The sequence below is a fragment of the Spirillospora sp. NPDC048819 genome (assembly GCF_040650055.1).
GTDB lineage: Bacteria > Actinomycetota > Actinomycetes > Streptosporangiales > Streptosporangiaceae > Spirillospora.
Window position 1 is genome coordinate 106173 of the sequence record NZ_JBEZGN010000034.1, and the last position, 13687, is coordinate 119859.

At 71.9% G+C, this 13687-nt stretch carries 11 protein-coding genes and 1 pseudogene; 4 read left to right on the top strand and 8 right to left on the bottom strand.

The window, feature by feature from the left end; translation table 11 throughout:
- Positions 1–17: 17 nt before the first annotated feature.
- The 4 genes from AB0C35_RS34645 to AB0C35_RS34660 all read right to left on the bottom strand — a co-directional run bounded on the left by AB0C35_RS34645 (position 18) and on the right by AB0C35_RS34660 (position 4355).
- Positions 18–641, bottom strand: a complete 624-nt coding sequence (locus AB0C35_RS34645) for a TetR/AcrR family transcriptional regulator (protein ID WP_358465593.1) — start codon at positions 639–641, stop codon at positions 18–20.
- A 4-nt stretch (positions 642–645) separates the two neighbouring features.
- The gene (locus AB0C35_RS34650) at positions 646–1776 is read right to left on the bottom strand and encodes a hypothetical protein (protein WP_358465596.1); all 1131 of its coding nucleotides are present in this window, start codon (positions 1774–1776) and stop codon (positions 646–648) included.
- Between the two features lie 14 nt (positions 1777–1790).
- Positions 1791–3314 carry a hypothetical protein gene (locus AB0C35_RS34655; protein ID WP_358465599.1) on the bottom strand — a complete coding sequence of 508 codons (1524 nt, stop codon included), beginning with the start codon at positions 3312–3314 and terminating at the stop codon, positions 1791–1793.
- A gap of 156 nt (positions 3315–3470) precedes the next feature.
- Entirely contained in the window at positions 3471–4355 is an 885-nt protein-coding gene (locus AB0C35_RS34660; protein ID WP_358465602.1) for a LysR family transcriptional regulator, read from the bottom strand.
- Between the two features lie 134 nt (positions 4356–4489).
- On the opposite strand from AB0C35_RS34660, the gene AB0C35_RS34665 reads away from it, so the two are divergent.
- The 4 genes from AB0C35_RS34665 to AB0C35_RS34680 all read left to right on the top strand — a co-directional run bounded on the left by AB0C35_RS34665 (position 4490) and on the right by AB0C35_RS34680 (position 10301).
- A complete protein-coding gene (locus AB0C35_RS34665; protein WP_358465605.1) occupies positions 4490–5677 on the top strand; it encodes a CoA transferase in 1188 nt (395 codons plus the stop codon).
- A gap of 18 nt (positions 5678–5695) precedes the next feature.
- Positions 5696–7075 carry an SLC13 family permease gene (locus AB0C35_RS34670; RefSeq protein WP_358465608.1) on the top strand — a complete coding sequence of 460 codons (1380 nt, stop codon included), beginning with the start codon at positions 5696–5698 and terminating at the stop codon, positions 7073–7075.
- Positions 7076–7229: 154 nt separating this feature from the next.
- A complete protein-coding gene (locus AB0C35_RS34675; protein ID WP_358465611.1) occupies positions 7230–7919 on the top strand; it encodes a TetR/AcrR family transcriptional regulator in 690 nt (229 codons plus the stop codon).
- 369 nt (positions 7920–8288) lie between these two features.
- Positions 8289–10301 carry a helix-turn-helix domain-containing protein gene (locus AB0C35_RS34680; protein ID WP_358465614.1) on the top strand — a complete coding sequence of 671 codons (2013 nt, stop codon included), beginning with the start codon at positions 8289–8291 and terminating at the stop codon, positions 10299–10301.
- Between the two features lie 33 nt (positions 10302–10334).
- On the opposite strand, the gene AB0C35_RS34685 is transcribed toward AB0C35_RS34680, so the two are convergent.
- The 4 genes and pseudogenes from AB0C35_RS34685 to AB0C35_RS34700 form a co-directional block, all read right to left on the bottom strand.
- A complete protein-coding gene (locus tag AB0C35_RS34685) occupies positions 10335–11351 on the bottom strand; it encodes a branched-chain amino acid ABC transporter permease (protein ID WP_358465617.1) in 1017 nt (338 codons plus the stop codon).
- On the bottom strand, positions 11348–12211 hold the full coding sequence (locus AB0C35_RS34690) for a branched-chain amino acid ABC transporter permease (protein ID WP_358465620.1): 864 nt from the start codon (positions 12209–12211) through the stop codon (positions 11348–11350). The genes AB0C35_RS34685 and AB0C35_RS34690 overlap by 4 nt, the downstream gene beginning before the upstream one ends.
- Before the next feature lie 9 nt (positions 12212–12220).
- Entirely contained in the window at positions 12221–13465 is a 1245-nt protein-coding gene (locus tag AB0C35_RS34695; protein ID WP_358465623.1) for an ABC transporter substrate-binding protein, read from the bottom strand.
- Between the two features lie 34 nt (positions 13466–13499).
- Positions 13500–13687, bottom strand: a pseudogene (locus AB0C35_RS34700) (ABC transporter ATP-binding protein); the annotation flags it as partial.

Below are 13687 nucleotides of genomic sequence, written 5' to 3' on the forward strand. Positions count from 1 at the left end.
CCCGGCCTGACGCACGCTCAGCGGTGACCGTGGACGACCGCCGACGGCCGGCGCAGTGCCGGGGCCAGCCACCGGTCGAGGAGGGCGCGGAGCCGGGCGTCGTCCTGCGGCGGCTCGCCCGGGTGCTGCAGCAGCGACGCCAGCAGCCGCATGATGATCTCGGCGAGCCCGTTGAGGTCGTCCTCGCCGACGCCGGCGGCCTCCCAGTCGACGGGGTAGCGCTTCAGCATCTGGGCGCCGTAGGCGATGGCGTCCCCGGTGGTGATCCCGCGGCCGAAGGCGCCGGAGTCCCCGAGTTGCAGCAGCAGGCTCAGATGCGGCTCGGTCGGGATGGTCCGCACGCAGAAGACCATGCCCTCCACCACGGCCTCGGCCGGGTCGCCGATCCCCTGGAGGTGGTCGATGAGCCGATCGACGAACGACTCCGCGCCCTGGGCCGCCACCTCGCCGATGATGTCGCTGATCCGGGCGAAGTGGCGGTAGACGGTCTGGCGGGTGACGCCGAGCTCGGCGGCGACGTCGGACAGGGTCGTCTTCGCGACGCCGTGCCTTTCGAGGCAGCGGGCGGTCGCGTCGATGATGCGCTGCCGGGCCTCGGCAGAGGACGCGGGAGGCCGGCCTCCCCAGCCGTGGTGCGACATGGCCCTAGGATCCCACAGGCCGCGCGGCCGGCCGTGACCTCGTCGCGCGGAGTGCGACCAGGATGAACACGGTCGCGGCGACGGCGCAGAGCACGGCGTACCACAGGCTGCCGACCGGCGTGCCCTGCTCGGTGACGCCGCCGGCCGACGCGAGGTACGCCGGCAGCGCGATCAGCCACAGGACGACGTGGACCCCGAGGTACGCCGCCGGATAGGTCCGCGCGAACCGCGGCGACGCCGCCGGGGTCACCGCGTCGGCGCGCACCGCACGCCAGGCGTCCACGAGCAGGTAGAGGCCGGCGATCCAGACCACGGCGAGCTCGGCGCCGAGGATGGCCCGCTGGATCCCGAGCCGGTCCTCGCCGCGGAAGGCGCCGCTGGGCGCGCTCACGATGATCATCGCCAGCGGCGTCACGGCGCCGGCGACGACGGTGCGCCAGGCGACGTGCGGGCCGGTGAGCGTGCCGCGGCCGTCCTTCGGGCCGACCAGGCGGACCACGAGGTAGGTCATCGCGCCGAAGGAGACCGAGGCGAACAGGAGCATGCTGTTCATCGGCACCGAGGCGAGCGCCGGCTGGTTGATCATCTCGTTGCCGGGGTTCCACGCCCACCACTTCAGCTGGGGACCGAGATGGTCGAAGACCTCGTAGAAGACCTGGCAGGCGAACGCGACCGCCACCGAGCCGATCAGCGGCCCGCGCCGCGCGAAGACGCCGAGGGTCCGGACCAGCTCGTAGGCGAGCTGCGACAGCGCGGGATAGAACGCCACGATGTAGAGCGGCAGCCGGTCGTACATGAACTGCACGGTGAACACGTTGTGGGAGAAGATGAACCCGACGTGCTCCTCCAGGCCGAACCAGCCCGGGAAGTAGAGCGGCGGCTCGATCACCGCGAGGTAGACGACCGAGGCGAACCACAGCGAGATGTTGACCGGGTCGCCGTCGCGCCTCCACCGCCGCCACGCGTGGACGAGGGCGAACACCGCGCCGCCGACGATGAGCAGTTCGAGGACGAGCATGGTGCCGTTCTCAAGGCCGAACGGGTTGCGGAAGGTCACCATCGGGTGGGCGTCGTGGCACGAGAAGCCGAGTCCTTCGGCGACGCGCTCGGCCGCCGAGTCGCAGGTGTAGTCCATTGCTCGCTCCCCGGTCAGGCGCCGACGCGGTCGTCGCTGCGGCCGGTTCCGGCGGGCGACGCGCTCGCGGGCCCGGTGTAGCCGGTGAAGTCGGTGCCGGGCGGGTCCCGCCGGTCGTCGAACCCGCCGGGCACGACCGTGCGACCGAGCCGCTGACGCAGCTTGTAGCGCGCGATGCCGAACCAGAACCGCGGATCGGCGGCCATCTGCCTGAGCGACCTGTCGAGGTTGAACACCTGCGCGAACGTCTGCTCGACGTAGGCGTCCTCGCGGCTCGCGGCGTTGATGGCGTTGAAGATGGGCCAGCTCAGGCGCGCCGCCAGCCTGCGGCGCCAGGCGGGGGCGATCTCCGTCCCGGTCGCGAAGTCGTAGGCCTGGTCGCGGGCCATCGCGAGCATCCAGGGCACGTCGAGGGACTTCTTCTGCCGGTCGAGGAACGCGCGGAAGAAGGCGGGGCCGGCGGGGTCGCGGTCGCGCAGCAGCTCGCCGAGGATGAGCGCGGAGCGGGCGGCCGAGCTCATCCCCTGGGCGTAGAACGGGTTGAAGGCGCAGATCGAGTCGCCGACGCAGACCAGCCCGGTCGGGGGGACGTCGAGCAGGTCGAAGCGGCGCCACTTGTTCCCGGTCGCGCGGGTCAGGTGCACCTCGGAGATCGGAGTGCAGGCACGGGTCGCCTGACCGAAGGTCGTGGCCCGCACACGGTCGACCCCGGCCTCGAACGCGTCGGCCTTGCGCGGCATCTCGATGCCCCACGACCCCATGCACACGATGGCGCGGTCGCCCTCGATCGGGAAGAAGTTGCTGAGGAACTCGTGCTCTTCGGGGTGGTCGCCGGTGTCCTGGGTCGGCGTGACGACGAGATGCCTCCACCACCACGACGCCGGGCGCCGGTCGGCGGAAGGCAGGTCGTACCACCGCGAGGTGTAGGTGACCTTGGCGTCGAGGGTGTTCTCCGGCGGTGCGGGCCAGCCGGCCGCGCCGAGCCAGTCGACGACCGAGGACCCGCGGCCCAGCGCGTCGACGACCAGGTCGGCGGCCAGGTACAGCTCTTCGCCGTCGGCGGTGCGGTACTCGGCCCCCTCGACGCGTCCCCGCGTGGTGCCGGCCTCGGTGGAGCGGAGCCCGGTGACGGTCGCGCCCTCGCGGATCTCGATGGCCGGTAGCTCGCGGATCTTCTCGCGCAGGACCCGTTCGATGAGCACGCGGGAGCTGTAGACCATCGTCATCGATCCGGACTTGCGCGGTGCCCAGCCGTCGTTCTCGCAGTAGGCCGCGTCCATCGACGGCATCAGGTGCAGCCCGCCCGCGGCGATCAGCGCCTCCTCGAACCCGGGGAAGATCTCGTCGATCGCGCGGCGGCCGGAGTTGAGGAGGAAGTGCGGATGCTTGCTCTGCGGGACGCCCCGGCGGTGCTCCGCGCCCGGCGGCAGCCGGTCGCGTTCCAGGACGATCACCTCGTCGTAGTGCTTCGCGAGCGCTCCCGCGGCGCACAGTCCCGCCACGCTGCCGCCGAGCACCACAGCCGTTTCTCGCCGCATCCCGCCCTCACCTCATTCATACAGAATATGGATGAATGTATGACTCAGGACAAGGCGGGGTCAACCGGCCTGGGGACGCGGCTCGGAACGCGGCTCGGGGAACGCGGCTCGGGGAACGCGGCCGGGCTGGGCGTGCGGGTCACCGGACTGCGGGGTCTACCGTCCGGCCAGTTCGTCGGCCTTGGCCCGGATGAGCCGCCGGACGATGAGGGCGGACCGCGAGGGCCGGCCGTCCTGCCGCTGGGTCAGGCACAGGCGGACGGGCGGCGCATCGCGCAGGGGAACCCAGACGAGGTCGGCGATGTCCGCCGAGGTGTCGAACCGGGCGAGGATGCCGAGCCCCGCCCCTTGAGCGACCATCACCTTGACGGTGCGCGCCGACATGGCCTGGACGACGACATCGGGATCGGCGACGTGCCGGTGCAGCATCTCCCACATGACGGTGCCCGCCCGCATGGTGACGATGGGCCAGGTCTCCAGATCGCGCCAATGGACGTGGTCGCGTCCGGCCAGCGGATGGTCGGTCCGCACGCAGGCCCCGACGGGGGCGGAGACGAGCGGTATCCGGCGCAGCCCCGGCGCGGCCGGGCTCACCGGCGTGGTGACCACCCCGAAATCGAGCGCGCCGTCGAGAACGGCGGCCTCGATGGCGGCCGAGGCGCCCTCGCGGACGGTGAACCTCAGCCCCGGATGATGCTCGCGCAACCGGCCCACGACCGGCGCGATGATCGTCTCGGCGGTCACCGAGACGCCGCCGATCTGGACACGGCCGCGGTACGCGGCACCGGACTCCATGGCCGACTCGCGCACCGCGTCCTCGGCCGCCACGAGCCGTCCCAGCGGTTCGATCAGTTCCTGGCCGGCCGGTGTGGGCCGCACGCCGTGCCGGCTGCGGGTGAGCAGGACGACGTCGAGCTCTTCCTCCAGCAGCGCGATCTGCTGGCCGATGCTGGGCTGGCTGACGCCGCACCGGGCGGCCGCCGCGCGCAGCGACCCGGTCTCGATGGCGGCCAGGAAGTACCGCGCCCGTTCCACCCGCACCGGCTCACTATAAAAGCAAAGCCTTTCACCCGTGAACTCTGATCGCGTCTTCCCGGCACTCCAATGAACAGGCATGTTGACGTTGGCCCGCCTTTCGGGCCTTGACGGCGGTTCGCACGTGAAAGGAATACCCATTGTCCGACGGTCCACTGAGCGGCGTACGCGTCCTCGACGTGTCGACGATCCTGGCCGGTCCCCTGGCGTCCTCGCTGCTCGGCGAGTTCGGCGCCGAGGTGATCAAGATCGAGCATCCCGCCGAGGGCGACCCGGCGCGCCGCTACCCGCCGCTGGAGGACGGCGAGTCGGCCGCCTGGGCGATGCTGGCCCGCGCCAAGCGGAGCGTCACGATCGACCTGCACCACGCCGAGGCCGCCGCCCTGGTCGGCCGGCTGGCCGCGGCCGCGGACATCGTGGTGACCAACTTCCGCCCGGCGACGCTGCGCCGGTTCCGCATCGACTTCGACGACCTCCGGGCGTACCGGCCGGATCTGGTGATGGTCCACGTGAGCGCGTTCGGGCGCACCGGCCCCTACGCCGACCGACCCGGCTTCGCCCGCGTCGCGGAGGCGTTCGCGGGCCTGACCTACCGCACCGGCGACCCGGAACGGCCGCCGGTCTTCGCCGGCTACCCCGTGGCCGACGGCGTCACCGGCATCTACGCCGCGTTCGCGGCCATGCTCGCGCTGCGCCAGCGGGACCTCACCGGCGAGGCGCAACTGGCCGACATCCCCCTCTACGAACCGCTGCTGCGGATGATGGAGGACTTCGTCGTCGAGTACGGCGCGACCGGTGAGAACCGTGAACGCCAGGGCAACGAGAACCCGCACATCAGCCCCAACAGCCTCTACCGCACCCGCGACGGCCGCTGGCTGGCGCTGCCCGCCTCGACCGAGCAGATGTGGCGCCGGCTGGTGAAGGTCATGGACGCCGCGGACCTCGCCGTCCACGACTCCATGACCGCCCGGCTGGAGCACCGCGAGGAGATCGAGGCGCGGGTCGCCGACTTCGTCGCGTCCCACGATCTCGAACCGCTGATGTCGCTGCTCCTCGACGCCGGGGTGGCCGCCGGGCCGGTGAACTCGGCGGCCGACATCTGCGCCGATCCGCACATCCGCGCCCGCGGATCGGTGGTGGAGGTGCCCGGCGGACCCACCGGCCGCCCCCGTCTCATGCAGGCGCCGGCCGGCCGCTTCTCCGGGTTCGACGCCACGATCGGCCACACCGCGCCGGCGCTGGGCCAGCACACCACCGACGTACTGCGGGACCTCGCCGGGCTCACGGAGCCGGAGATCGACGAACTACGCCACCGAGGATTGGTCTGACCGAGAAAGAGCCTGCCCATGACCATGGCCACCCTGTCCATCATCCTGCTGGTCGCGCTCTTCGCGGCGACCCTGATCCCCGCGTTCGACCTCGGGCTGGCCGCCCTGGTCGCCGCCTTCGTCCTCGGCCTCGCCGCCGATGTCGCCACGGACGAGGTGACGGGGTTCTTCCCGTCCGGCTTCTTCGTCCTCATCGTCGGGGTGACGGCCCTGTTCGGCGTCGCCCAGCTCAACGGGACCCTCGACTGGCTGCTCGACCTCATGCTGCGCCTGGTCCGCGGCAGGCTGGTGCTGATCGTGCTGGTCCCGTTCGTGATCGGCGCCGTGCTCACCGCCGTCGGAACGCTGCCCGCGGCCTGCACGGCGATCGTCTCCCCGATCGCGCTGGGCTTCGCCGCGCGGTACCGGATCTCGCCGCTGATCGCCGCCGTCCTCGGCGTCACCGGGATCATCAGCGGGCTGCTCTCGCCGCTCGCCGTCTACGGCGTCACCGCACGCGAGCTGAGCGAGAAGCAGGGCATCGGACTCCCCGGCTCGGCCCCCGTGTCCTTCATGCTCGGCGGCCTGCTCACCGGCCTGATCGTGTGCACGGCCCTGCTGGTCGTCGGCACGCGGACCGGTGCCGTACCGTCCGGCCGGGTGGCCGCCCCGGCCCGTCCCACCGCACCGGACCGTCCCGCACCGGACCGTCCCGCTCCGGACCATCCCGCACCGGGCGGCGCCGCATCGGAGCCTCCGGCGAAGATCTCCGTGTCCACCGCCACGGCCGGTACGGCGACGGCCGTCCACGCCGCGCCGGCGGGGACGCTCGACCAGCGCGGAGTCCGCGCTCTCACGCTCTCCTGCCTGCTCGCCGTGGTCGTCCTCTCGGTCGGATTCGACATGAACATCGGCTACCTCGGGCTCACCGCGGCCCTGGTCCTGCAGCTGGTGCTCCGCCTGCCGTCCGGTGAGATCATCTCCAGGATCCCGTGGAACGTCGTCCTGCTGATCGGCGGGCTGCTGACCTACGTCGGCCTGATGCAGCACCTGGGCGCGTTCAAGCAGATCAGCGACATGCTCAAGGTGGACGGGTCGCCCATGCTCAGCCTGCTGGTGGTCTGCTACATCGCGGGGGTCACGTCCTTCGCCGCCAGCTCCATCGCGGTGTTCGTGACCGCCATGCCGCTGCTGCCCCCACTGGTGGCCGAAGGCGTGTCCCCGGTGGGCGGCGTGCTCGCCCTCGCCTTGGCCTCGGTGATGGTCGACATCAATCCGCTCGGCATCACCGGCGGTCTGATCCTCGGCGCCGCCGAACCGTCGGCACGGCCGCGCCTGTTCCGCAACCTGCTGATCTACGGCCTCGTCTCGATCCCCGTCGCGCCTTTCCTGACCTGGCTCGCGTTCGGCTGGTGGTGAACGGCGCTAAGGTGAATAAGCGCATAGTCACCAAGTAGGATGTGCGTGCCAAGGCTCAGCGGCTGCGCATCGTGCCGGAAACCCCAAGGTGGTCGCCTCCGCGAGCAGCGGCGTCGTTAGCGTGCAGCGGACTCGAAGGAGGCGAGAGTCGCCGATGGCCAGACGGCAGGCCCGATTCACCGCACAGGATCTGGCGGACGATCCCCGGCTGCGGGACCACTCCCCCGATCTCTGGCGGGGGGAACTCGGCGACGTGCAGCGCGGCCTGCTGACGTCGGCGGTGCGCTGCTTCGCCGCGAACGGCTTCCACGCCACGACCACACGCGACATCGCCGAGGGCGTGAGCCTGAGCCCGGCGGCGCTCTACGTCCACTTCCCGTCGAAGGAACTGGTGCTGTTCGAGATCATCCGAGTCGGCCACGAGCAGGCGCTGGCGTGCGTCCAGCACCCGTCCATCCTGGGAGTGGCGAACTCGGCGGACCGGCTGCGCGCCATCATCGCGGCGTACACCGCGTGGCACGCCCGCCACCACGTGGTCGCGCGCGTCTGCCAGATGGAGCTCGCCGGCCTGACGGCCGAGCACTACGACGAGGTACTGGAGCTGCGCCACCGGACGAACGAGTTCTTCCGCGATGCGGTCGCCCGCGGAGTCTCGGACGGCTCGTTCGCGCAGGTCGACGTCAAGCGGGTCACGCGCGCGATGCTGTCGCTGAGCATCGATCTCGTCCGCTGGTACCGGCTCGACGGCGCCGACTCGCCCGAGCAGCTCGGCGAGTTCTACGCCGACCTCGCGCTGAAGCTGGTCGCCCGCGACGAACCGGGCCGCCGCACGGCGTCGGGCTGATCTCGCAGGGCAGGGCCGCGTTCACCGGCCGGGGGCGGGGGTGGAACCGGGCGTCCGGTGATCCTTGACACGGCTTCCGCCCGTAGGTAACTATGCGCTTAGTCAGTCGATTTGGACGGCCCCCCATCCTCCGACGACGAGGAGAAGCCCCATGCTCCGCACCCGAAGCGAGCACGACGGCACCGACGACCACCCGCCCACACCGCCCCCGGTGACCGCCCGCCGCGTCGCCGCCGAATCCGGGCGGACGCCCTGATGGCGCCAGGACGGCGCCCGAGGAGCTCGCGCGGTTCGGCGTCACGGTGAACGCGATCTCGCCCAACGCGCAGACCCGGACCGGCGCCCCGGTTCCATGCAACGGAGGACGGAATGCGCATTGACGGACGGGCGCTGATGGACAGGGCGCCGACCGACCGGACACGGACCAGCGGAGCACGGGCGAACGGGGCACCGGCCAACGGGGCGGTGCCGGTGCAGCCGGCGGCGAACCCCCTCCCCTCCACCGTCTTCCTCGACCTGCTGGCGCGCGAGGCTCCGCCCGCCGATTTCGACGGGCCGCTGGTGACGGCCCGCGCGGCGGGCGCGGGCCCCGACGCGCTCGCGCAACTGGAGGGCGCCAAGCTCGCGGCGCTGCGGGTGCGCGCCATCATGCAGCGGTACACCCGCCGCGAGGCCGAGCTGTCCGCGCTGTTCGACACCGCCGGCGAACTGGCCGGGCTGCACGACCCCGACGCGATCCTGGACGGGATCGTGCGCCGCGCCCGCTGGCTGCTGAACGCCGACATCGCCTACCTGACGCTGAACGACGACGAGCGCGGCGACACCTGCATGCGGGTGACCGACGGGTCGGTCTCGGCGGCGTTCCGGCGGCTGCGGATCCCGCTGGGCGACGGGCTGGGCGGGCTGGTGGCGCAGACGGCGATGCCCTACAGCAGCGACGACTACCTCAACGACCCGCAGTTCCGGCACCGCGCCTTCATCGACGAGGCGGTGGCCGAGGAGGCGCTGGTGGCGATCCTGGGCGTGCCGATGCGGCTGGGCAGCCGGGTGATCGGCGTGCTGTACGCGGCGAACCGCGGCGAGCGCCCGTTCGACCAGGAGAAGGCGGTGCTGCTGGGGTCGCTGGCCTCGTACGCCGCCGTGGCCATCGACAAGGTACGGCTGCTGGAGGAGACCCGCGCGGCGATGAGGGAGCTGGAAACGGCCGGCGCGAAGGCCAGGGCGCGCGGCGTCGCGGTCGAGCGGGCCGCACAGGCGCACGAGCGCATGACCGCCCTGGTCGTGCGGGGCGGCGGAGCCGCGGACGTGGCGGCGGTGGTCACCGAGGTGCTGGGCGGCGGCCTGCACGTCCTGGACGCCGCCGGCCGCGCCCTGGCCGCCGCCGGTGATCCGGCGCCGCTCGCCGAGGACGAGCTCTCCCGGGTCATGGTCACCGCCCACTCCCCCGGCACGCGGGGGCGGACGGTGCGGCGCGGCGACCTGTGGATCGCCTCGGTGTCCACCGGTGCGGAGGTGCTCGGCGCGCTGGTGCTGCGCACGGCGGCGGAGGTCTCCGACGCCGACCGGCGCATCCTGGAACGCGCCGCGCTGGTCACCGCGCTGCTGATGCTGCTGCGGCGCAGCGTCACCGAGGCCGAGGGCCGGGTCCGCGGCGAGCTGCTGGACGATCTGCTGGACGGGCGCGTGGACGGCGGCGAGGCGTTCGAGGCGCGGGCCCGCCGGGTGAACCTGGACCTGGAGGCCCCGCACGTCGTGCTGTCGGCCCGCTGCGCCTCGCCCGACCTTCGCGGGCGCGCCGCGTTCTGGGCGGCCTCGCACGCCGCGGTGTCGCGCGGGCTGGCGGCGGCGCGCCGCGAGGAGGTCGTCCTGCTGCTGCCCGGCGACGAGCCCGGTGAGACCGCGGACCGGGTCGCGAAGGAGCTGGGCGCTGCGCTGGCGGCGCCCGTCACCGTCGGCGCGGCCGGGCCGGTGCGCGATCCCTCCGGGGTCGCCGCCGCCCACCGGGAGGCGCGGCGCTGCGCCGAGGCGCTGGTGGCCCTCGGCCGCCGGGACGGCGGCGCGGACGCCCGCGAGCTGGGCTTCGTCGGCCTGCTCATCGGCGCCGACCGCGATGTCGGCGGTTTCCTGCGCGCGACGCTCGGCCCGGTGATCGACTACGACGCGCGCCGCGGCACGTCCCTGACCGGGACGCTGGAGGTCTACTTCGACGCCGGGTGCAGCCTGTCCAGGACGGCCGAGCGCCTGCACATCCATGTCAACACCGTCACCCAGCGGCTCAACCGGGTCGGCCGCCTGCTCGGCGACGGCTGGCAGGAGCCCGGCCGGGCCCTGGACATCCAGCTGGCGATCCGCCTGCACCGTCTCCAGGGCCCGCGGGGCTGAGCCGGTCGAGCCGGTCGAGCCGGCGCGGCGGGGTCAGGCCCGGGCGTCGACGGGCCTGCCGGCGTCGGATGCCCCGTCGCCGGAGTCGCCGGACGTGCCGGCCGCGCGGCGGGAGGGCAGCAGGCGGCGGGCCGTCCCCCAGATGCCCCGGCGGAACAGCAGCACGATCACGATGAAGATCGTGCCGGTGACGATCCCCGTCTCCGCGAACCCGGCGGTGGCCAGGTAGTCCTGGAGCAGGACGACCAGGGCCGCGCCGATCGTGCCGCCCCACAAGGTGCCGATGCCGCCGAGGATGACCATCATCACGACCTGCCCGGAGGTGGTCCAGTAGACGCCGTCGAGCGAGGCGAAGCCGTGCCCGATGGCGAACACGCCGCCGGCCGTCCCGGAGAGGCCGGCGGACAGGACGAACGCCAGCAGCTTGTAGCGGTCGACGGGGTAGCCGAGGGCCCGCGCGCGGGCCGGGTTGTCGCGGATGGACACCAGCACCCGGCCGAACGGCGAGCGGACGATGCGCCAGGCGGCGAACAGCCCGGCCAGGACGAACGGCAGGCCGGCGTAGTAGAAGTAGAACGGCTCGGACAGGTCGAGCCCGAACAGTTCCCGGGGGATGCCCTGCAGGCCGTTCTCCCCGCCCGTCACGTCCCGCCACTGGTTGGCGAGGAAGTAGATCATCTGGGCGAAGGCCAGGGTGACCATCGCGAAGTAGATCCCGGTCAGCCGTACCGACAGGAAGCCGATCGGGAGCGCCAGCAGCGCCGCGAACGCCGCGCCGCCCATGATCGCGACCGGGAACGGCATTCCGGTGTGCAGCGCGATCAGGCCGGTGCAGTACGCCGACCCGCCCCAGAACGCGGCGTGCCCGAACGACAGCAGCCCGGTGAAGCCCAGCAGCAGGTCCACCGCCGCGGCGAACAGCGCCCAGCAGGCGATGTCCAGGGCGACCGGCGGGTAGATCATCCAGGGGAGGGCGAGGGCGGCGATCAGCCCGGCCGCCAGGAGCGGCGGCCCGGCCCGGCCCGAGCGCGCCAGCCTGTGAAGGATCATCTGAACGCCTCCTCGCGTCCGAACAGCCCGGCCGGGCGCCACAGCAGCACGGCGGCCATGAGGATGAACACGAGGGTCTGGGAGAGCGCGGGCACGTACAGGTTGCCCAGCGCCGACACCAGCCCGACGGCGAAGCCCGCGGCGACCGACCCGAACACCGAGCCGAGGCCGCCGATCACCACGACCGCGAAGACGGTGATGATCAGGTCGGCGCCCATCAGCGGGTTGACCGCCCGCATCGGCGCGGCGAGGACCCCGGCGAAGCCGGCCAGCGCGATCCCGAACCCGAACACCGGGGTCACCCACCGGCCGACGTCGATGCCCATGGCCCGGGTCAGTTCGGGCCGCTCGGTCGCCGCCCGGACGATCATCCCGACCCGGGTGCGGGTGAGGACGAGCCAGACCGCGACGCACACCACCGCCGACGCCGCCAGCACGAACACCTGGTAGGCGGGGTAGGTGAACAGGCCCAGGTCGAGCGAGCCGTTCAGCGCGGACGGCCTGGGGTACGGCTGGGAGTTCACCCCGTACTCGCGCTTCACCAGGTCCTGGAGGATCAGCGCCAGCCCGAACGTGAACAGGAAGTTGTAGAGCGGGTCCAGCGGCGTCAGGCGACGGATGAACAACCTTTCCAGGACGATCCCGCCCGCGCCCAGCAGCAGCGGGACCAGCACCAGGGACAGCCAGAAGTTCAGGCCGAACGAGTCGAGCGCGATGAACGCCCCGAAGGCGCCGAGCATGTAGAACGCGCCGTGGGCGAGGTTGACGACGTGGAGCATCCCGAAGATGACGGACAGGCCGAGGGCGAGCAGGGCGAAGAACGCCCCGCCGACCAGCCCGTTGAACGCCTGCTGCAGCACGCCCGCCGCCTACAGCTTGCAGGCCGCGTCGGGCTGCGGCTGGAACGCCTCCGGCGCGGGGATGGTCTTGAGGACCTTCACGTAGTCCCACGGCTCCTTGACCTCGCCGGCCGGCTTCACCTGCGACAGGTACGCGTCGTGGAGCAGCAGATGGTCCTGGGCCCGGATGGTGGCGTTGCGGGCGAACATGTCCTCGAACTCGTGGCCCTCCAACTGCTTGACCACCTCGTCGGACGCGTCGGTGCCGCCGCGCTGCACGGCCTCCAGGTAGGTCAGGGCGGCCGAGTAGTTGCCGGCCATGTTGGCCGTGGGACGCTGGCCGGTCTTGGCTTGGAACTTGTCCGCCCACGCGCGGGACTTGTCGTCCATGTTCCAGAACCACATGTCCGTGTAGCGGGTCCCTGCCAGGGCGTTCGGGCCGAGGGAGTGGATGTCGCTGAGGGCCAGGAGCCCGACCGCGAGGTCGACGCCCTTGTCGCGCAGTTTGTACTCGTTGTACTGCTTCACCAGGTTGACCAGGTCACCGCCGGCGTGCATGGTGCCGAGCACCTTCGGCTTGGGGTCGAGGTTCGGCGCCTTGAGCAGGAACGTGGAGAAGTTGTCGTTGGGGAACGCCGTCGGATCGGACTCGACCACGCCGCCGCCGGCGGCCTTGATCGCCGTGGTGAAGGTCTTCTGCATGTCCTGCCCGAACGCGTAGTCCGGGTAGATGATGTACCAGTTCTCGCCGCCGTCCTTGGTCACCTCGGTACCGGTGCCGTGGGCGAGCATGTAGCTGTTGTAGCCGTAGTGGAAGGTGTACTTGTTGCACTGTTTGCCTTCCAGCTCGGTGCTCGCGGCGCCGACGTCGATGAACACCTTCTTCTTGGTCTTGGCGATGTTGGCGACGGCGAACGCGGCCGACGAGGTCGGCACGTCCAGGAGCACGTCGGCGTTCTGCCGGTCGTAGAGCTCCTGCGCCTTGGAGTTGGCGATCTCGGGCTTGTTCTGGTGGTCGGCGGAGATGACCTCGATCTTGTCGGTCACCGCCTTGTCGCCGTACTTGGCCTTGAAGTCGGCCACGGCCATCTTCACCGCCTCTACCGTCTTCCGGCCCGAGGTGTCGGAGTAGATGCCCGACTGGTCGTTCAGCACGGCCAGCACCACCTTGTCCTCGCTGATCGCGCCCCCGCCGCCGCCCGGCCCGCCGCCCCCGCATCCGGCCAGCAGCAGCCCCGCGGCGGCCAGGCCGCCGGTCCAGCCCATGATCTTCATCGGTTCTCCTCTGTTCCCGGGATCGCGGTGGTCGTCAGATGCCGAGGTAGTCGAGCAGCTCGTGCTCGCGTTCGCGGACCTGGTCGTTGTCCATTGACTCGACGATCCGGCCCTCGGCGAGCAGGTAGTGGCGGTCGGCGACGGTGGCGGCGAAGTGCACGTTCTGCTCGATGAGCAGGACGGTGACCCCGGCGGCCTTGACCTCGCGGAGGATCTCGCCGA